The organism is Paraliobacillus quinghaiensis (assembly GCF_003426025.1).
GTDB lineage: Bacteria > Bacillota > Bacilli > Bacillales > Amphibacillaceae > Paraliobacillus_A > Paraliobacillus_A quinghaiensis.
The window spans coordinates 45,325-65,398 of the sequence record NZ_QJSH01000004.1 but is presented as its reverse complement, the minus strand read 5'-3'; the positions used below and the strand labels follow the sequence as shown (position 1 = coordinate 65,398).

The 20,074-nt window shown below is 35.2% G+C and carries 17 protein-coding genes and 1 riboswitch; of the genes, 12 read left to right on the top strand and 5 right to left on the bottom strand.

What is annotated here, in order from left to right; genetic code table 11:
* Nucleotides 1–39: 39 nt before the first annotated feature.
* From D2K40_RS03990 to D2K40_RS03950, 8 genes are all read left to right on the top strand, one after another.
* The gene (locus D2K40_RS03990) at nucleotides 40–1,254 is read left to right on the top strand and encodes a putative glycoside hydrolase (RefSeq protein WP_117153254.1); all 1,215 of its coding nucleotides are present in this window, start codon (nucleotides 40–42) and stop codon (nucleotides 1,252–1,254) included.
* A 216-nt stretch (nucleotides 1,255–1,470) separates the two neighbouring features.
* Complete coding sequence (locus tag D2K40_RS03985; protein ID WP_117153252.1) at nucleotides 1,471–2,058, top strand: GNAT family N-acetyltransferase; 588 nt, start codon at nucleotides 1,471–1,473, stop codon at nucleotides 2,056–2,058.
* Nucleotides 2,059–2,548: 490 nt separating this feature from the next.
* The gene (gene spxA / locus D2K40_RS03980) at nucleotides 2,549–2,944 is read left to right on the top strand and encodes a transcriptional regulator SpxA (protein WP_117153250.1); all 396 of its coding nucleotides are present in this window, start codon (nucleotides 2,549–2,551) and stop codon (nucleotides 2,942–2,944) included.
* Nucleotides 2,945–3,287: 343 nt separating this feature from the next.
* Complete coding sequence (gene mecA, locus D2K40_RS03975) at nucleotides 3,288–3,977, top strand: adaptor protein MecA (protein ID WP_117153248.1); 690 nt, start codon at nucleotides 3,288–3,290, stop codon at nucleotides 3,975–3,977.
* Nucleotides 3,978–4,685: 708 nt separating this feature from the next.
* A complete protein-coding gene (locus D2K40_RS03970; protein ID WP_162879130.1) occupies nucleotides 4,686–5,867 on the top strand; it encodes a competence protein CoiA in 1,182 nt (393 codons plus the stop codon).
* Nucleotides 5,868–5,952: 85 nt separating this feature from the next.
* On the top strand, nucleotides 5,953–7,770 hold the full coding sequence (gene pepF, locus D2K40_RS03965; RefSeq protein ID WP_117153244.1) for an oligoendopeptidase F: 1,818 nt from the start codon (nucleotides 5,953–5,955) through the stop codon (nucleotides 7,768–7,770).
* A 1,485-nt stretch (nucleotides 7,771–9,255) separates the two neighbouring features.
* Nucleotides 9,256–9,357: riboswitch (purine riboswitch) on the top strand.
* A 161-nt stretch (nucleotides 9,358–9,518) separates the two neighbouring features.
* Nucleotides 9,519–10,121: a xanthine phosphoribosyltransferase gene (locus tag D2K40_RS03955; protein WP_117153240.1), complete on the top strand. Its 603-nt coding sequence runs from the start codon at nucleotides 9,519–9,521 to the stop codon at nucleotides 10,119–10,121.
* 15 nt (nucleotides 10,122–10,136) lie between these two features.
* Entirely contained in the window at nucleotides 10,137–11,669 is a 1,533-nt protein-coding gene (locus tag D2K40_RS03950) for an NCS2 family permease (protein ID WP_117153238.1), read from the top strand.
* A 116-nt stretch (nucleotides 11,670–11,785) separates the two neighbouring features.
* Here the strand turns inward: D2K40_RS03950 and D2K40_RS03945 are convergent, their stop codons facing one another.
* The 3 genes from D2K40_RS03945 to D2K40_RS03935 form a co-directional block, all read right to left on the bottom strand.
* Nucleotides 11,786–12,679 carry a ClpXP adapter SpxH family protein gene (locus tag D2K40_RS03945; RefSeq protein ID WP_117153236.1) on the bottom strand — a complete coding sequence of 298 codons (894 nt, stop codon included), beginning with the start codon at nucleotides 12,677–12,679 and terminating at the stop codon, nucleotides 11,786–11,788.
* Nucleotides 12,676–13,077: a globin domain-containing protein gene (locus tag D2K40_RS03940; RefSeq protein WP_117153234.1), complete on the bottom strand. Its 402-nt coding sequence runs from the start codon at nucleotides 13,075–13,077 to the stop codon at nucleotides 12,676–12,678. Before D2K40_RS03940 ends, D2K40_RS03945 begins: the two co-directional genes overlap by 4 nt.
* 106 nt (nucleotides 13,078–13,183) lie before the next feature.
* Complete coding sequence (locus D2K40_RS03935; protein WP_117153232.1) at nucleotides 13,184–13,753, bottom strand: CYTH domain-containing protein; 570 nt, start codon at nucleotides 13,751–13,753, stop codon at nucleotides 13,184–13,186.
* A 239-nt stretch (nucleotides 13,754–13,992) separates the two neighbouring features.
* Between D2K40_RS03935 and yjbM the strand changes: the two genes are divergently transcribed.
* Genes yjbM through D2K40_RS03920 form a run of 3 tightly spaced genes read left to right on the top strand, consistent with a single transcriptional unit; the run spans nucleotide 13,993 to nucleotide 16,382 of the window.
* Nucleotides 13,993–14,670 carry a GTP diphosphokinase gene (gene yjbM / locus D2K40_RS03930; RefSeq protein WP_117153231.1) on the top strand — a complete coding sequence of 226 codons (678 nt, stop codon included), beginning with the start codon at nucleotides 13,993–13,995 and terminating at the stop codon, nucleotides 14,668–14,670.
* Nucleotides 14,642–15,442, top strand: a complete 801-nt coding sequence (locus D2K40_RS03925; RefSeq protein WP_229666611.1) for an NAD kinase — start codon at nucleotides 14,642–14,644, stop codon at nucleotides 15,440–15,442. Before yjbM ends, D2K40_RS03925 begins: the two co-directional genes overlap by 29 nt.
* A 49-nt stretch (nucleotides 15,443–15,491) precedes the next feature.
* Entirely contained in the window at nucleotides 15,492–16,382 is an 891-nt protein-coding gene (locus tag D2K40_RS03920; protein WP_117153228.1) for an RluA family pseudouridine synthase, read from the top strand.
* A 21-nt stretch (nucleotides 16,383–16,403) separates the two neighbouring features.
* On the opposite strand, the gene prpE is transcribed toward D2K40_RS03920, so the two are convergent.
* Both prpE and D2K40_RS03910 read right to left on the bottom strand, forming a co-directional pair.
* Nucleotides 16,404–17,144 carry a bis(5'-nucleosyl)-tetraphosphatase PrpE gene (prpE, locus tag D2K40_RS03915; RefSeq protein WP_117153226.1) on the bottom strand — a complete coding sequence of 247 codons (741 nt, stop codon included), beginning with the start codon at nucleotides 17,142–17,144 and terminating at the stop codon, nucleotides 16,404–16,406.
* Between the two features lie 63 nt (nucleotides 17,145–17,207).
* On the bottom strand, nucleotides 17,208–18,380 hold the full coding sequence (locus D2K40_RS03910; RefSeq protein ID WP_117153224.1) for an FtsW/RodA/SpoVE family cell cycle protein: 1,173 nt from the start codon (nucleotides 18,378–18,380) through the stop codon (nucleotides 17,208–17,210).
* A 231-nt stretch (nucleotides 18,381–18,611) separates the two neighbouring features.
* Here D2K40_RS03910 and mgtE point away from each other — a divergent pair, with 231 nt between their 5' ends.
* On the top strand, nucleotides 18,612–19,976 hold the full coding sequence (mgtE, locus tag D2K40_RS03905; RefSeq protein WP_117153222.1) for a magnesium transporter: 1,365 nt from the start codon (nucleotides 18,612–18,614) through the stop codon (nucleotides 19,974–19,976).
* Nucleotides 19,977–20,074 lie beyond the last annotated feature (98 nt).

Genomic DNA, 20,074 nt, shown 5'->3' with positions numbered 1-20,074 from the left:
ATATAATAAAGGTAAATAAATTATGGGGAGTTTGATGAAATGGACAAGCAGCTACAGAATATACTTATCATTACTATTCTCCTTCTTAGTTTCGTGATACCTACAACAACTTATGGTGCACAAGATGCAGAAGAGATGAAGGCTAGTGAACATGCAACAAAAATGATTAAGCTAAGCGCTTATGATAATTCGATACGGTTAGCAAGGTTTGTATTCGATTCTGGATTAACGTTTACATATCCGGATGCAGTACGTGGCATCTATCTAACAGGACACTCTGCTGGTGGAAGTCGATTTAATACATTGCTTGATTTGGTCGGCTCAACTGATCTAAATGCTATGGTTATTGATATTAAAGATGATTTTGGTAATATCACTTTTAAACCAGATGAAGATTCACCATATTATGATATCGCTAGAAATTACATTGATAATCCAAGGGAAATGTTAGAAGTACTTGAAGAAGAAGGGATTTATCCAATTGCTCGAATTGTAGTTTTTAAAGACACTGTACTTGCAAAAAAACGTCCAGATTTATCTTTTACTGAAAATGGACAAGTCTGGAGTAATAATAAAGGTGACTCATTTGTTAGCCCATTTCAGAAAGAAGTTTGGAAGTATAATGTAGATATTGCAAAAATGGCTGTAGAATTGGGTTTTCAAGATATCCAATTTGACTATGTTCGTTTTCCAGAGGGATTCGAAAAGCGTGATGAAGAGTTAAACTATACCTTAGGTGATTATGAAGATCTAGACATGAACAATATAAAAAAACGTGTAAAAGCAGTAACTGATTTTGTTGCATATGCCAGAGAAGAAATCAATTCATATGGTATTGATGTTTCCGTAGATATTTTTGGCTATTCTGCTACAATAGAAGAAGCACCAGGTATCGGACAAAACTTCTCTAAGATATCGGATAATGTTGATGTAATATCTTCAATGATTTATCCAAGTCATTGGACACCTTATTTTGATATTTCTTTTCCTGATAAAGAACCATATAAATTAGTTGACGCATATAGTAAAGTGGAAAATGAGGTATTAGGAGCATTGGAAAATCCTCCTGTTTCAAGACCTTGGATTCAAGATTTTGAAGCGCCATGGCTATACAGCGGTCCAACAAAGCAATATGGTGTTGCTGAAGTAGAAGCACAAATTAGAGCACTTAATGAAAATGGTATTCAAGAGTTTTTACTTTGGAATGCTGGAAACACGTATACTGAAGGTGTTGACTATACACCATTAGATTAAGCCAATCACTATGTAAAACCTCCTTTTCACTCGTGAGAAGGAGGTTTTTAAATTATATAACCCTTATAACAGTATGAATAAGGATATATCAGGGTATATATAAACAGATCGTACTTTAACCGGTTTAACAAATCTGACACTTTTCGTTATACTTAATAATGCAAACAAATTATATTTGTACAACGGAGAAAAACTAAAACGTAAGGGAGCAGATCAATGAATTGGTATGAGAAATTAAATGAGTATTTCCCAATTGAAGAGATGAAGTCACAAGAACATATGGAGATGCTCTTAAAAGAAAAAGGTGACGTTTATTATAAGGATGAAGGTTCAAATCATGTCTTAATGTACGCAGAATTTAAAACATTTATTTTTATTGATTATTTATATGTTTCTTCTAAGTCAAGAGGACAAGGATTAGGGCATAAGATAATTGATAAATTAAAAGCAAAAGCAAAACCCATTATACTGGAAGTAGAGCCAGTTGATTATGAAGATACAGATTCAGAAAAAAGGTTACGCTTTTATAAGCGCGAAGGTTTTAAACACGCACAGTCAATAGGGTATAATCGGCGCTCTTTAGCTACTAACGAAGAGAATCCAATGGAAATACTTTATTGGGCTCCAGATGATGAAGATGAAGAAATGATTTATAAACAAATGCGTAAAATGTATGAGGATATCCATACGTATAAAGATGAACAACTTTATGGAAAAGCATATCAACCTGCCGAAGAAGTATTATCTTATGATGATGAACGTACTGCAAATGATATCTTTGATGTTATAACAGAAAAAGTATAATATATTTAGATAAACATTCGTATGTTGAGTTGGGATTGAAGAATTAAGTTCAAGGTTATAATGTGCCTTGAGCTTTTTTTATTTTCAATTGAGGTTCGCTTATTGAAAATAGATTCTTTTTAACTCTCGGAATATAATAAACCCTAGTTTCAAGGTAATTATATGGATTCAGCAATAATGTTTGGATTGATTAGTTTGATGCAAAGTTTGCTTATATTCTATCAAAGAGTTGAAAGCTTGCTATAATAGGCGAAAAAAAATGATTGAAAAGGTTTAGGCCTATAGATAAATGGGAATAATAAAATATAGATATAAAGAATTATTTTTAAAAGTATGTAATTTCTGTGGAAAAAAGATAATACTATATCACACTATTGACAACTGTAGTATACTAATACATAGAGAGTTATTTAAACTTATTGTTAAATAAAAGTTCTTTTCATTTAAATACAAAAAAAGTAAAATTAAATTATAATTGAGGAGTGGTACAATGGTAACACTTTATACCTCACCAAGTTGTACATCATGTAGAAAAGCAAAAGCATGGTTAGCAGAACACGATATTCCTTTTACAGAAAGAAATATTTTTTCTGACACTATGACATTGGATGAGATCAAAGAAATTTTGCGTATGACTGAAGATGGAACAGATGAAATTATCTCAACGAGATCCAAGGTCTTTCAAGAATTAGAAGTGGACTTTGATCAAATGCCATTAAAAGATTTAATTGACGTAATTCAAGAGAATCCGGGCATATTGCGTCGGCCAATTATTATTGATGAAAAGCGTCTCCAGGTAGGTTACAACGAAGACGAAATTAGACGTTTCTTACCAAGAAAAGTACGTACTTTCCAACTACGTGAAGCACAACGTATGGTTAATTAATTTCAAACGCAGACCTGAAATAGGTTCTGCGTTTTCATTTTTTCAATAATGGTAATTATTTATCTGTATGACTTATCCACAATAAGATGACAAGCAAGTGAAAATAAGTTAAGATAAGTATTCAACAGTATTAATTTTAAGAAAATGTGTATGGATATCTGTAACAAAGTAAAAAAAATATTTTTTTTAGACATTTTTATTTTCAATTATCGTTTATTTATCATAAAATAGAAGAAAGCTAAGTAATCAAGGATATGATTAGCTGGTTTTTGATTTGGGTAAGGTATAATAGGTGAAGTTATCCCTTCCACCTAATTATCTTTAGAAGGGAGAGGTAAAGAAAATGGAAATAGAAAGAATTAATGAAAATACGGTAAAATTTTATATATCATATAATGATATTGAAAATCGTGGATTTGATCGAGAAGAAATATGGTATAATCGTGAAAAAAGTGAGCAACTTTTTTGGCAAGTTATGGATGAAGTGAATTATAATGATGAAGAATTTAACATAGATGGACCGCTATGGATTCAGGTTCAAGCTTTGGATAAAGGATTAGAAATCGTCGTAACGAAGGCACAAATTTCTAAGGATGGTCAAAACTTAGAATTACCAACAGAGAATGGTAGTACATTTGATTTGCCGATGGATGAAAAAATCGAATCTTTATTAGATGAGAAATTTGGATCTAATGAAGAAGAGGAAGACGATGAGTTACTTGATAATGTTGATCAAGATTTAATCTTTGTCATCAGCTTTGCTGACTTTGAAGATGTGATCCAATTAAGTTATCAGTTTAATTCAACTGAAGGACTAGAAGATACACTTTATCATTATCGAGATCGATATGTGTTACTTGTCCAATTCGATGATGTATTCTTAAATGAAGATCAACAAGATGACATGGCCAGTCAATTATTAGAGTATGGTCAAGAGTCCAATATCACTATACACTTGCTACAAGAATATGGGAAAGTAATTTTCGAACAAGATTCCCTTGAACAAATAAAAAAATATTTTCCACAGAAATAAAGCATTCGCTAACTGAATGCTTTATTTTTTTGGGGAGATTGTTTATGACTTAATTTAAATAGTAAAAAAAAAATTCTAGACTCGCTTCTCAAATGAAATTGGTTCCCTTTCCGTGGGCAGGGCTTTATGATGGGGCGAGTAATCGCAGCCCCACGGCTTCAGCTAACTCGGAAGTAAATAACTTTTCCGAGTGGCTCTTCAGCTCGCGCTGTTCCCACAGGAGTGTCACCAATTTAATTTGATCCGCTAGATAGTCTAAAAATATAATAATACATTACAGCCTATTTTTGCGGCCGAAAAACGTATTGGTTAAATCACAATTAGTTCTTCTAACTAGCGAAGGAAGCAAATGGATGCCACTGCAGAGGCCCGACAAGGGTCATGCAGGCGTTGTCCTACGAGAACGGTTTTAGCCTGTGATCCGATCGTTCCAAGTCGAAGGTCCACTTGGTAAAGTGATTTTCTTTACCAAGTTAGCTGAAACTGAGCGTACAGAAAGGGAATATATTTGGGGGCTGCGATTACTCGCCCGACCAAAACCATCTGCTGACGTAGCGGGGTTAGTAATAGTAACTTACTTTACTTACTAATGCACAATTTCTATCAAGTCCGAAGGTTCAAAAGAATTTTGTTTCAACTTTTTGGTAAATAAGGGAGGAATAATGTTGTGACTTGTCGAATGAATCAAGATTAAAAGGGGGAATGTGTATGTTACAAGCTGTCTGTGATGATGGCCAATTATTAACTTTAGCATTGCTAGAGCATAGTAAAATTGATGAATACAAACGGAACAACAAATTCTTTTGCCCGATATGTCGTGAACAAGTAATTATAAAGGCTGGAATGAAGATGGTTGCTCATTTTGCGCATCAGAAACAAAGTAATTGTTCTATCGCAACAAATGGAGAAGGACAGTATCATGAGCGTGGAAAGTTAGATTTGTATCATTGGTTAAAGCGACAAGGTATCTCAACTCAAATTGAAAAATACCTGCCAATGATTGCACAACGTCCAGATATATTAGTGACAATTGGTAAAAAACAAATAGCTATTGAATACCAATGCGCGAACCTCTCATTACCAGAACTTATTAAACGAACAAATGGGTATCGTACGGAAAATATTACCCCTATATGGATTTTAGGTGGTAATCGAATGAAGCGAAAGTCGAATAATAGTTTAGCATTAACTTCTAATGATCTACATTATATCCATCAATTTAATCAAGCATTTCCAAACACCCTCTACTACTACTGTCCGAATACCAAACAAATTGCCCGCTTTCAAGATATTTTGTTAACAGGTAGAAAAAAAGCAATTGGCTCGTTAGAGTTTTATTCCATTAGTGATTGTTCATTACCTGGTTTATTCCAACCGATTGTTTTAAATTCAAATCAAATCCGTTATCAACTATGGCTTAAAGAAAAATTACGGTTTCGTACAGAACCACCAATACATCTATCTAGAACAGAGCGACAATGGAGGGAATGGCTTTATTTAAAAAGGCTATCACCAAGCACTTTGACTGCAGTTATACACCTTCCTACAAAAAGTCAGTGGCAAATGAAAGTACCCCCATGGAATTGGCAAAGTAGATTATGTATCGATTTTTTAAACAAAAAGACGACATTCACCTTACGCGAATGTCAGGCGTTTCTAAGGAAGTATTGGCAAACACCATCAATTTTTCCACTCATTTATCCCACGAGTAATCCCATCTCAGAATATCTTGATTGTTTAATCCAACTCGGTTTCATAAAAAGAATAAATTCTCACTATCATGTTCAAAAGAAAATGGAAGGTTATGCTACTTTGGACTCTGCAATTAAACAGGATGAGACACTCATGCTTAAATTGGAAAGATTGAGCAGTATAACACATGAAAATTAGATAGTACGTTATACTATTTATTAAAGGAATTTTCTTTTTTCATAACGAATAAATATAGAAGGATTTACTATAGGAGGTTATTATTTTGGCAAAGGAAAATCAGGCACTACAAACAAGAGATGAGGTCCCAGTAGAAAAAACATGGCGATTGGAAGATATTTTTTCTACAGATGAGACGTGGGAAGAGGAACTTAAGGCACTTAAACAAGCGATTCCACAAGTTGAACAGTACCAAGGTAAACTAGCAGAATCAGCCGATCAACTTTATAATTTATTTGTTTTACAGGACAAGATTTCAGAGCGACTTGGCAAACTTTATACATATGCGCACATGCGCTATGACCAGGATACAACTAATTCATTTTACCAAGCATTAAATGCAAAGGCTGAAAATTTGATTACACAAGCATCCAGTGCAATGAGTTTTATTGTGCCAGAGATTTTACAAATAGATGAGGATACGTTAGCTGGATTTTTCAAAGAACAACCAGCATTGGAACATTATCGTCATACGTTAGACGAAATTACTAGGCAACGTGCTCACATCTTATCTAAAAAAGAAGAGGCATTATTGGCTGAAGTTTCAGAAGTGACGGATAATGCTGCACAAACATTTGGTATGTTAAACAATGCAGATTTAACTTTTCCAAATGTTAAGAATGATGAGGGAGAGGATGTTGAATTAACACAGGGGCGTTATATTAACTTTTTAGAATCTGACAAACAAGAAGTGCGTCAAGGCGCATTTAAAGCAATGTATGATACGTATGGAAGTTATATCAATACATTTGCATCCACCTTATCAGGCGCAATAAAAAAACATAACTTTAATGCAAAGGTACGTCATTATGACTCTGCAAGGCAAGCTGCTTTAAATAATAATAATATTCCAGAGAAAGTCTACGACAATCTGGTTGAAGCAATAAATGATCGAATTGAATTGTTACATCGTTATGTGGCACTACGCAAACGGATTTTAGAATTAGATGAATTACACATGTATGACTTATACACACCACTAGTCAAGGATGTTTCAATGAAATACACCTATGAAGAAGCACAAACACATATTTTAAAGGGGCTAGAACCACTAGGTGAAGAATATGTTGCAAGAGTGAAAGAGGGATTTGACAACCGTTGGATCGATGTTGAAGAGAATAAAGGGAAAAGAAGTGGTGCTTATTCATCAGGAACATATGGTACGAACCCATATATCTTAATGAATTGGCAAGATAACTTAAATAACCTATTTACACTTGGACATGAATTAGGTCACTCTTTACACAGCTATTATACGAGAGAGAACCAGCCATTCCGTTATGGGGATTATTCTATATTTGTTGCAGAGGTTGCTTCGACTTGTAATGAAGCACTTTTAAATGAATATATGATTAATCAAACAACAGATGATAAAGAAAAATTATTCTTATTGAATAATTACTTGGAAGGTTTTCGAGGTACTGTATTCAGACAAACAATGTTTGCTGAATTTGAGCATTCCATCCACCAGCTAGCGCAAGAAGGAGAAGCATTAACACCAGATAAGTTAACTGAAGTGTATTACGCTTTAAACAAGAAATACTTTGGTGAAGAAATTACAATAGATGAGGAAATTGGTTTAGAGTGGGCGCGTATCCCACATTTCTATTACAATTATTACGTTTATCAATACGCTACAGGTTATGCTGCAGCACAATCGTTAGCATCACAAATATTAAAAGAAAAAGCACCTGCAGTCGAACGTTACCTTGGTTTCTTAAAAGCTGGGAGCAGTGATTATCCGATTGAGGTATTGAAAAAAGCTGGCGTAGATATGACAGAGAAAACACCGATCTTACAAGCGTTGGATGTTTTTGAAGAGAAGCTTACTGAAATGGAAGCTTTGCTGGATAAAATAGAATAAGTATTAAAAATAACCCCATCTCAATGAAAAAGAGGTGGGGTTATCTAAATCCGCGAAAAGTATGGCGATGTGTAAAAGAGAATAGTGTGAGATAAATAGAAATAAACAGTAATGGAACGGTAATGATTAATGGGATCATATCCATAATTGCAAATATGTTTAGGATAAAGGCACCACATGCAATAGCCAAAAACATAAAAGGAAAAAAGCTTCTCATTTATTAATCACTCCATTATGAATTTTACTATATACTATGCTTTAGATGATCATAATAGAAGTATGACATTTCTGTGAAACTATACCAAGAAGTATTGCATAGATCGGTAGAAATTGGTATATTTCACTTGTGAGATGTTTAACAAACAAAACCCCTTTGTTTGACCTGAAACTTTCTCCCATCCCCCCCTCGTCTTGTAGTAGGCGAGGTGAAGAGGATATATCTTAGTTGATATATTCTCTTTTTTTTATCTTGTAGAAAAGTATAAGTTTTTAGCTAATGTACCAGGGTTAAGAGCATTTATAAGATTTGAAAGTGAATGATAAAAAACTCTGTTCGTAAACATTGTTGCTTGTCAATATTCGGACTTGATAGAAAAAGCGCATTAACTGTAACGTGAGTTACTAACCCGCTTCGGAAGCAGGTGTCTTTGGTGGGGCGAGTAATCGCAGCCCCAAAGGCTTTCCCTTTCCACAGGCACGGCCTTAGCTAACTTAGTAAAGCATAAGTCACTTTACTAAGTGGATCTTCGGCTCGTGGGACTGCGATTACTCGCCCCTACGGTAACATTCGCTGTTACCGTAGGACAAGGTGTGCTTCTAGAATTGACAACGCACGCAGAAAATCGGTTTGTATTTTCAAGGAGTGTCAAGCCTTTGCTTCCTCCGCTGATTAGTAAATCTATATTTTAAACTGATTGCAATGTTTACGGTTTTTAACTCGTATTATAATCTTTTCTTAATTGTAGTGTACTGACTAGCATATCAAGTGAAATGGTCGAGACTCCTGAGGCCCGACAAGGGTCATGCAGGCGTTGTCCGACAAGGACGGTTTTAGCCTGTGGTCCTTTCATTACCCGCCAGCTGAAGATCCACTCGGAAGCGTTATTTGGGCCTGCGATTACTCGGCCCATCGAAAACATTTGCTTCCGAGTTAGCTGAAGCCGTGGGGCTGCGATTACTCGCCCCATCATAAAGCCCTGCCCACGGAAAGCGAGTCCATTTCACTGAGGAGCGGGTCAGAGAAACATAGACTTAATGCATATTTTATAGAAATTGTGTCATAAACTACGAACTTTTAGAAAAAAGCGCTTAACAAGGACCGGGCGATTTTTTGCCCGGTCTTTCTTATATTTTAAGTCTAGTCTCTTTTCCACTTTCGTTAACAAATTACGAACTAAAGTGTTGGTTTATAAAAAAACATTCGTATTAATTCATTTTGGGGTTTCATTTTTTAGTGAGTTATTATATAATCGCAATCAGACGCGAATAATTTAATAATTTTTTTCTTGTATAATAGTGGGGATATGGCCTACAAGTTTCTACCAAGTTACCGTAAATGACTTGACTACAAGTGACATTCTTAGAGAATAGCAAGCAGTTTTCTGCTTGTATACCTTAATATTCTCTGACTTATTTTACTAGTAAAAATAGAGTCGAATGAATGAAATCACTGTTAGTCAATAGTGGTGTCATTCATTCGGCTTTTTTTGTCTTTAAAAGTATTACATCAAGAGTAGGAGGTTATCGTTTTGGAACAATTAAAAAGAGCAATTGAAGAGAGAGGATCTGTTTTAACAGAGGGTGTTCTAAAGGTTGATCAATTTTTAAATCATCAAATTGATACAAGTCTGATGATAAATATTGGAAAGGAATTTGTTAGGAGGTTTGATGATTGTAAGATAACTAGAGTGCTAACGATAGAATCATCTGGAATTGCACCAAGCTTCATGGCAGCAAATGAACTAAATGTTCCACTTGTTTTTGCTCGTAAGAAGAAGTCACTTACAATGTCGGACAATGTATATACAAGTAGTATTTATTCTTTTACTAAACAAGAAACGAATGAAATCACCGTCTCAAAAAATTTTTTGTCTCCTAAAGATCATGTGTTAATCATTGACGATTTTCTTGCAAATGGTCATGCTGCACTTGGATTAACTGATATCGTAGAACAAGCAGGTGCTACTGTTGCTGGAATTGGAATTGTAATTGAAAAGTCATTCCAAGACGGTCGAAAGACGATCGAGGAAGAAGGGTACAGAGTAGAATCATTAGCCCGCATACAGTCTTTACACGATTCGAAAATTACGTTTTTAAATGATTTACCTATAAATAATAAAATTGCAAAATAGATAGGAGAACTGAAAATGAATAAAGTCGTTAGCTACCCTTGGTATAAAAAAGAAGATACAGATGCATTCTTTGCGTTATTTCAAAATAATTTAGCAAACTTTGTTATTATAGTAGTTTCAATGCTTGGAATGGGTTTTCCTAATAGTATAGTTTTTGGAAAAGTAATCCCCGGTGCTGCTCTAGCAGTAATGGTTGGAAATTTGTATTACGCTCATATGGCAAACCGTCTTGCACAAAAAGAGGAAAGAAGTAATGTCACAGCACTTTCCTATGGTATAAGTACACCTGTTATGTTTGTCTTTTTATTTGGTGTTCTTGCTCCAGCATATGCATTAACGAATGATCATGAACTAGCTTGGAAAATTGCTGTAGCTGCTGCATTTTTAAGTGGACTAGTTGAAGCATTGGTAAGTATCACAGGGAATTGGGTTCGTAAACAAATTCCAAGAGCTGCAATGCTTGGAGCTCTTGCTGGGGTGGCACTTACTTTTATCGCAGGTGAGATGTTGTTTAACACATTTTCTATTCCTGTTGTTGGTCTAGTAACACTTGTGATTATAATTGTTGGTGTGGTTGGGAAAATGACTATGCCGTTTAAAATTCCTGCCTCTTTATTTGCGATTGTAATTGGAACGGTATTAGCTTTCACGTTAGGTTATCAATCTACTGATAAGATTGCTGAAGGACTTGCGAATGTTAGTTTTTATCCAATGTTACCTAGTTTAGCAGCATTTGAGGGAATGGGTTACTTATTTACAGTATTAGTTGGTTTACTTGCAGTTATCATTCCTATTACATTATATAATGCAATTGAAACAATGAACAACGTTGATGCGATGTCTGCCGCTGGGGATTCCTATGATGTACGTGAATGTCAGGCTGTTGATGGTATTGGAACAATGCTTGGAGCGATATTTGGTGGACTGTTTCCTACAACTGTGTACATTGCTACTGTAGGTTCTAAGTCAATGGGAGCTGGACGTGGCTATAGTATATTAAATGCATTCGTGTTTGGAATTGCTGCTATGACAGGTGTTATTGCTGCATTATCAGCTATTATCCCAATTGCTGCTGTTGCACCAATACTAGTGTTTGTTGGAATTTCAATGGTTGGAACAGCTTTTCAATCTAATCAAAATAAATACTTCCCAGCTGTTACTATTGCAATGCTTCCATACTTTGCAAACTATGTCATGACTCGTTTTAATTCAGCTGCAGGTGAAACGGTTTCTGGTATATCTGAAGGGGTCGTCCCACTAGGCCAAGGTGCTATGTTTACTGCTGTGATTCTGGGGGCAGTGACAGTGTTTGTTATTGATCGACAGTTTATTAAAGCAAGTATGTTCTCGTTAGTCGGGGCCGCTTTATCTTTTGCAGGATTTATTCATGCGCCACAATTAGCATGGAATGCTGCACCACAATATTCCTTGGCTTACTTGTTGGTTTCTATTTTATTTGTATATTTTGCGTATCAACAGGCAGAAGTTTTTGTGGAAGAAACGGAGAGCGGATCAATCAAGCAAGGCGTTGCTTCGCATAATATATGATTTAAGTAATAAACAACCTTTAAAAAAAGCCAGTGATTTCTCTTATGAGATAATCACTGGTTTTTCTTAGTTTTCAAGAAGCAGTAAAAAGGATTCTGCAACAAACAAAATCCCATCTACATAATATATTTCCAAAAAACACCTTTTTTCACTGGTACTTTTTCTACCATTTGTTTCAGTTGTAATTTTTTCATTTCTTTTTCTGCTTGTTCTATTGACCAGTCGTAAACTACTGCTACTTCTTTAGTGCCGATAAATTGAAAGTAAGCAACAAAATCCTCAAGGCTAGGTTTTTTTGCTGGTTTTACTTGTCTTTGAAGCATTTCCTGTAACACGTTTACATATATATCATAAGGGTATACACCAGATAGCTTTAAACCTTCCTCATCATCAGCTTCATTAAAAAAGACGAGTGAAGGAACATTCTCAACTTCCATCTCTTTTGTTAATTTTAAGTCACATTGCAGTGCCTTTTTAGCTGAATTTGAGTGTAAATCATTTTTAAATTCTATAAGATCTAATTGTGCTTCTTTCGCACAAGTTATAAGGTTATTTTCTTTAGAAATATCTCTTTTATCTAGAAAGGCATGCTCTTGTAGTTTTCGTAAGAATTTTTTCCCCGCTTTTTTTCCTTGCAACTCTGCTGCTTTAATTGCAACAGAAACAATGTAGGGATAAGAAATAGGGTTCTCAACCCAAAGGTCACCATCACAACACATACCAGATCTGCTTGCCGTTTTTTCCCAATGTTCTTTTAAGCGTTGAGGTCTTTCTAAGATATCTTGATTTAATGTTTTTAACTTTCCACTTAATATTGGCCGAATGGTAAAAAAACGCCCATATTCAATGCCTAGTTTTTTGATTAGTGGTTCTAAAGACCAACAATCAGCACATAGAGGATCAACGAAGAGGTAGATTTCGATTGGTTTTTTCAATAGATCAAAGTAGCCACACTGCGCCGTATTATCTAGCTGCTTGTTTTCAAAAGGCTCAGTTGAATTCCAACTCACATCGATTCTCCTTTCTCATTTTCTGGTGTATTCATCATATGATGTGCTGTTCTTGTTAAACGCTCTAATACAATTGTGTGATAAGGTTCCTCCATCTTTACTTTTACAAGTGCTTGGTCCATACAAGATAGCCATGCATCTTTTCTGGATGGCGTAATTTCAAAAGGAAGGTGGCGCATTCTTAGTTTGGGATGTCCATGTTCTTCGTTATATAATAAAGGGCCGCCTAGAAATTGTGTTAAGAATTGTTTCTGTTTTCGAACAGTCTCAGTTAAATCGTCTGGGAAAATAGGCGTTAAATCTGGATGCTTACTTACAAGGTGGTAAAAAGCATCTACTAATTCATCTACTTTTTCCTGTCCACCAATCAATTCAAAGATGGAACGCTTTTCTGTCATGCTTTAAACCCCTTTAGTGTTGTTCAGTTAAATAGCTATATAAAATCATAATTGTCTCTAATAATTAATTGTAACAGTGAAATCTTTATAAGGGCAACTTATCTGTTTACAATGTCTCGTAAAAACGCTCAATCTTGTTCTTGGTAGGTTTTTTTGAGATATTCAATTGTTCAATTAGTTCCAATAATACTGCTTCGCTTTTTTCTTTTGTTTCTGATTCAACTTCCAATTCATAATCAAAGGTATTATTATATACACTATAATCTATGACAACTAATGCTTGTTTATACGGTGTTTCTATTCGATCCGTTTTCAATGCGCCTCCATAGTTTAGTGACTCAAATGTAATACCCATATTATTTAATTGTTTTTTTACATGTGGTTTGGGTATAAGTTGATTGGAAAGCCATTTTTCTGCTTCATCTGCTGTGAGATGATCATGTGTTTCTAATAACCCATTCTGATAAGGCTCTTTTAATGTTAACTGCCATTGTCCGTCTTTTACGCGTATACGCAATGCAGCTCCATGTGCTTTCAATTGGAAATCAGGAGTTTCAAAATAATAATTAGTCTGCTGTTTAATTTGGTTGGGGGTTAATTCTAGGTAATTAAATAACTTATTATATTCTGTTTCTGTTAACAGGTTTTTACTTTCCATTTCGATTTCTTGTGCCATTATTAATTCCTCCATACATTCGTGTCATAATAGATGCCGAATATTTAAACTAGAATTAGTATAGATGAAATACCCTGTAAAAGTCGAGTAATATGGTAACATAGTAGAAGCGATCAATATATATCAGTTAAAATGGAAAAGATTAATGTAACTATGTGTTACAATAAAAACAACTACAGGTAAAAATTAACCTGTTTATTTTTTAAAAAAAGTGTAAGTATCTTAAGGTGGTGTTTTGAATGAATTGGGAAGCTTTTTTAGCCCCTTATGTGCAAGTAGTTGAAGAATTAAAAGTAAAATTAAAAGGTATGCGAGCGCAATATGAATTTGAATCAAATCAATCTCCAATTGAATTTGTAACAGGACGAGTAAAACCAGTTGCGAGCATTTTAGAAAAAGCAAAGCAAAGAGACATACCAGCGGAAAAGTTTGAGGAAGAATTACAAGATATTGCTGGTGTTCGTGTCGTTTGTCAATTTGTTGACGACATCTATACGATTGTGGATATGTTGCGTTCAAGAAATGATTTTACAATAATAGAAGAGAAAGATTACATACAACATAAAAAGGAAAGTGGCTATCGCTCCTATCACATGATCATCCGTTACCCTGTTGCAACCATTCACGGTGAGAAACACGTTATTGCAGAGATCCAAATCCGTACATTAGCAATGAACTTTTGGGCAACAAATGAACATTCACTAAATTATAAATATGATTGGCAAATCCCTGTAGACGTAAAAGCAAGATTGAAGCGTGCAGCAGAAGCGGCTTTCAGGTTGGATGAAGAGATGGCTAAAATAAAAGATGAAGTTCAAGAGGCACAACGCATTTTTCATCAAAATAAAAGTAATCGTAAACAACTCAAAGAAGGAGATCGCCATAAAAATGAAATTTTCAATCACATCGAGAGGTGACCACAAGTCAGAAAGTATTAAAGCAATCATCCGCCAGTATTTGGAGGATTTTGATTTAGAGTATAATGAACAAGAACCAGATATTGCGATCTCAGTAGGAGGAGATGGAACCTTCCTGGAAGCGTTTCATTCGTATAGTGATCGATTAGATAAAACTGCATTCATTGGAGTGCATACTGGGCACCTTGGATTTTATGCGGATTGGGTGCCAGAAGAAATAGAAAAATTAGTGATAGATATTGCGAAAAATCCAATTCAAGTTGTGGAATATCCTTTGTTGTCGATGAAGATTCATTCAACAGATGATTCGAAATCTGAGCGTCACTTAGCATTAAACGAGTGCTCAATAAAAAAAGTGGAAGGCTCAGTTGTGCTAGATGTGAGTATTAAAGGCGAACATTTTGAACGATTCAGAGGCGACGGTTTATGTATGTCTACTCCTTCAGGAAGTACTGCCTATAATAAAGCGTTAGGTGGCGCTATTATCCATCCATCACTGGAATCAGTTCAAATCACTGAAATGTCATCGATTAATAATCGGGTTTATCGAACAATTGGCTCATCCTTAATATTACCAAAACATCATGTTTGTGAATTTAAACCAGTTGAAGATAACCAAAGCTTTCTTATTACAATAGACCATATTACAAAAAACGTAATGAATATTAAATCTATTGAATGCCAAGTGGCAGAGGAAAAAATACGCTTCGCTCGGTTTCGTTCTTTTCCTTTTTGGAAACGAGTGCGGGATTCCTTCGTTTCAGACGAGTGATATGCTTATTATACCAGCGATAGATTGAATAGAAAGGTGATACGTGACAGTGAAATGGAAAGTTACTAACGAACAAGAAGGTTTATTATTACGTGATTATTTGAGAAATGTGCAAGGTTTTTCTCGAAGAATAGTGAAAGGAATTAAATTTCAAGGTGGGAGTTTGTTAGTAAACGATGTCAGTGTTACTGTGCGTAAGGTATTACAAGAAAGTGACATAGTTGAAGTGCGTTTTCCTCCTGAAAATCGTAGTCCGTTTATCGTTTCAGAGCGTGTCCCATTTACTATTGTATATGAAGATAATGATGTCCTTGTAATTGAGAAGCCACAAGGAATTGCAACGATGCCATCGATTCATCATAAATCGGGTACGATTGCTAATGGTATTTTACACCACTTTGAAGAAAATGGTCTGGATTATACCGTGCATATTGTCACACGATTAGATCGTGATACTTCTGGTTTATTACTTGTAGGGAAACATCAACTAAGTCACTCGATTTTGGCGCAGAGTCAAAAAAAAGGTGAAATAGATAGGCGATACCAAGCATTAATTCCAGGTCAACTGGAGAAAAAAAAAGGTACGATAGACGCACCAATTGCCCGACATCCAGACTCGATCATTAAACGAATGGTAGATACAAGTGGGAAGCACGCAGTTACACATTACCAGGTGATCAAAGAAGTGAAGGGATATACACTTGTCCAGGTGAAGTTAGAAACAGGGAGAACACATCAAATTCGTGTTCATTTTGCTTATCTAGGTTATCCGTTAATGGGGGATAGTTTATATGGTGGAAGTAGGGAAGTCATTAAGCGGCAAGCTTTACATTGCACATCGCTTACTTTTAACCATCCAATCACAAAACAATCCTATACATTCACTTCACCATTACCTACTGACATGAAAAAATTAATCCAAGAAGGAACGTCGATTTAATGACAGTCCTTCTTGGATTTTTTAGTCAAAGTATTTAAATTTCTCAGCAATGTAAGGTTGGTTTGAGGGAACAGATACAAGTTTTTCTTCAGGTAAACGGTAAGCTGTTAGTTGATTGCCAAAGACGCAACCTGTATCAATATTAATTGTTTTATTCACAATTCTAGGTGTCCTTACTGGTGTGTGCCCATAAACAATCCAACGATCACTGTGATGTTCTTGTGCCCAATCACGTCTTACAGGTCGACCATCATCGTGTTTATCCCCTGTAATATCACCATATAACACAAATACCCTTACTTCTTTATCATAACGGCCGATTAGATCATCGCGAATACCAGCATGAGCAATGACTGCATTCACTTCTGGTAAGACCAAATACAAGTCAGCTTGTTCGTATAGTGTTATAAAGTTATCGCGTATTTGGTTTTGTTTCTCGTCAGATAGAGCCTCAAACTCTGCAACTGTAGTTTCTAGTCCATGTGTAACTTGCACCTTATTACCCAGGAAATATCGATATAATTTGTTACAGTGATTTCCAGGAACATAATATGCAATTTTCTCCGTGACAACCATTCGATACACAAGTTCAATTGACTTGATTGAATTAGGACCACGATCAGTAATGTCCCCAAGAAATGCTGGAATGCGCTTCTCAGGGTGGTAGGGAAGGCCATTACTAATTTGATATCCTAACTCTTTAAATAAATCGATTAACTCATTATAACAACCATGTACATCTCCGATAATGTCTACTTTCATATTTAACCTCCTGTACCGTATGTTTCCTTGATGTATTGAGGTAGGTATTGTTGCAATCTTTATTTAAGAATCAAACATATATACTTTTGTCCGATAATGAATATTTAATACAATCCCAATTGCAATCATGTAGGTAAGCGTTGAACTACCACCATAACTAATAAATGGAAGTGGGAGTCCTGTTATCGGGAGTAATCCTATTGACATCCCTATATTTTGAAAAATTTGATAGGTAAACATCCCAATAATTCCGGTTACTATATAACTTCCAAATGGATCATTACTTTGTAATCCAATATGGATAAGACGGTAAATCAATAAGAAAAATAATGTGATTAATATACTTGACCCAATAAATCCGAATTGTTCTGCAATCGATGTGAAGATCATATCGGTGTGGCGTTCAGGAATATGAGAGACTTCAAATCCTCCTACACCTTTCCCGCTTAATTGACCAGAACCAATTGCGCGCATTACCCGAATTAACTGATAGGCACCACCTTGGTTATGTGCCTCTGGGTTTAACCACGAGGTGAATCGGCTTTCTACATGACCAAATTCATTATCTTCAATAAACGTGTCTACTGCTTCAGGGAAATAAATATAAAGCATTAGGATAGACATCAAGGCTACGAGAGCAAGGCCAACAAGAGAAAAAATAATACGCCACCTAATACCTGAAACCAGAATCATACAAACGGTTATCGCACTTAGTACTAAAAAACCGCCTAAATCTGGTTGTAAGGCAATAAGTCCCATTGGCGGTAAAGCAACTAGTAAAATTTTCGCCAATAACCAACAATCACTTTTATTTGTGTGTTCTTTAAACTTTTCATTGTGTATGACAATTAGATGTGCCAGTGCAATAACTAGGAAAACCTTCATAAATTCTGCAGGTTGCAAGGTCCCTAAAACAGGGAATTCAAACCAACCCCATGCACCGTTAACTTCTTTGGCGATACCTGGTGGGAAATGAAAATGCAACATAATTAGCATGATCATACCAATGCTATAAAATACCCAAGATACTTGTCTTAGTCGATCATAATCAACTAGCATAATAACGCCAATGGTTATTGCCCCTGCTATATACCAAACAATTTGTTTAATATAATAATTAGGTAAAAGTAAAAAATCTTGTATTGTATAGATGGAGAAAACGCTGATAATGCCTAGTAAAATAATAATGAGAATTAATGTGTAATCTATATTAGCAGTTTTATTTTTTGATTCCATGATATACCTATCTTTCTTTAGTGCATTTTTATATGTTCTATTCCTTAGTGTACCTCATATTATACTATTTTTTAAGCAAAGTTTTTTCATTTTAATATAAAAAAGGGTAAAGTAAGAAAGAGGTAGATTAAAGGTATGGGGAAATATCAAATAGTAGCATAAAAATTTTTATTGACAAAATGTTTATAGGCAATTACGATAATACGGTCTAGCGATAAGGAGGGGAATAATATGGAGCATTTAGATAAACATGAACTTGAACAATTTTGGCAAAAAGTGCAGGATGCATTAATAAACGAACAAATTGATCAATTTCGTGCAGAATTTTTGGAAATTCATCCATATGATCAAGCGAAAATATTTGAGGAACAACCAGAGGAAATTCGTTTTCTGATCTATACCTATTTATCGCCAGAAGAAATAGCAGAAGTATTGGAACAAGTAGATGAAGACTTGGTAGGAGAGTTCATCACTGAAATGAATCCAACATTTGCGGCACAGGCATTAGCTGAAATGGCTACTGATGATGCTGTTGATATATTAAATGATTTGGATAAAAATAAAGTAGCAAGCTACCTAAGTCTCATGAAAAAAGAATCTGCCGAAGAGATAAAGGCATTACTTCACTATGAGGAGAAAACCGCTGGTAGTATTATGACAACAGAATTTGTTGTCGTGCAAACAGATCAAACGGTAAAACAGGCAATGCGACATCTTCGAAAAGAAGCGCCTGAAGCAGAGACAATCTACTACATTTATGTTATTGATCAGAGTAAACAATTGGTTGGGGTTATTTCATTACGTGATCTAATCATTGCTGAAGGAGATTGGATTATTTCTGATGTAATGAGTGACCGTATTGTTTCTGTTCAAGTAGGGGAAAATCAAGAAGACATAGCACAAATGATGCGTGATTACGATTTTCTTGCTTTACCAGTTGTTGATTTTCAAAATCATCTGTTAGGTATTATTACTGTCGATGATATCATGGATGTTATGGAAGAAGAAGCTAGTGATGACTATTCTAAGTTAGCCGGTGTTTCAGATATGGATCGTGCAGATGATAATGCATTTGCTTCGGCTAGTAAGCGGCTTCCATGGCTTGTTATTCTATTGTTTCTTGGTTTGTTTACGGCTAGTATTATAGGTCGATTTGAAGCAACTTTAGATCAAGTAGCAATTTTGGCTATTTTTATCCCATTAATTGCGGGGATGGCTGGTAATACAGGGACACAAGCATTGGCTGTTGCAGTAAGGGGAATTGCAACAGGAGAGATTGAAAAACAAGGTAAGTGGAATATTGTAAAGCGGGAAGCTATAACAGGGTTAATTACTGGTGTAAGCTGTGGGGTTTTAATTACAATTATTGTGTATGTCTGGCAAGGTGCCCTTTTCTTAGGCTTACTTGTTGGGATTTCAATCATGGCAACCTTGTTTGTTGCAACGATAGCAGGTGCACTCGTACCAATGCTGATGCATCGATTCAAAATTGACCCAGCTGTTGCCTCAGGACCATTTATTACAACGATTAATGACATTATTTCAGTTTTAATATACTTTGGATTAGCTACTGCATTTATGAATTTATTATTGTAAATAAAGAGTGTTTTTGACTAAATTTAAATAAACTATGCATTAACTAGTAACGTCTGTTACCTAATTAATGCGGATTTTATATGAAGTACAAACTTAAA

Coding starts and splice junctions, on each gene's coding strand:
- mecA (WP_117153248.1), top strand. CDS start 3,288: ATGGAAATAGAAAGAATTAATGAAAATACGGTAAAATTTTATATATCA.
- D2K40_RS03970 (WP_162879130.1), top strand. CDS start 4,686: ATGTTACAAGCTGTCTGTGATGATGGCCAATTATTAACTTTAGCATTG.
- D2K40_RS03985 (WP_117153252.1), top strand. CDS start 1,471: ATGAATTGGTATGAGAAATTAAATGAGTATTTCCCAATTGAAGAGATG.
- D2K40_RS03990 (WP_117153254.1), top strand. CDS start 40: ATGGACAAGCAGCTACAGAATATACTTATCATTACTATTCTCCTTCTT.
- D2K40_RS03935 (WP_117153232.1), bottom strand. CDS start 13,753: ATGGCACAAGAAATCGAAATGGAAAGTAAAAACCTGTTAACAGAAACA.
- prpE (WP_117153226.1), bottom strand. CDS start 17,144: ATGAAAGTAGACATTATCGGAGATGTACATGGTTGTTATAATGAGTTA.
- D2K40_RS03950 (WP_117153238.1), top strand. CDS start 10,137: ATGAATAAAGTCGTTAGCTACCCTTGGTATAAAAAAGAAGATACAGAT.
- yjbM (WP_117153231.1), top strand. CDS start 13,993: ATGAATTGGGAAGCTTTTTTAGCCCCTTATGTGCAAGTAGTTGAAGAA.
- D2K40_RS03925 (WP_229666611.1), top strand. CDS start 14,642: ATGAAATTTTCAATCACATCGAGAGGTGACCACAAGTCAGAAAGTATT.
- D2K40_RS03910 (WP_117153224.1), bottom strand. CDS start 18,380: ATGGAATCAAAAAATAAAACTGCTAATATAGATTACACATTAATTCTC.
- D2K40_RS03940 (WP_117153234.1), bottom strand. CDS start 13,077: ATGACAGAAAAGCGTTCCATCTTTGAATTGATTGGTGGACAGGAAAAA.
- mgtE (WP_117153222.1), top strand. CDS start 18,612: ATGGAGCATTTAGATAAACATGAACTTGAACAATTTTGGCAAAAAGTG.
- spxA (WP_117153250.1), top strand. CDS start 2,549: ATGGTAACACTTTATACCTCACCAAGTTGTACATCATGTAGAAAAGCA.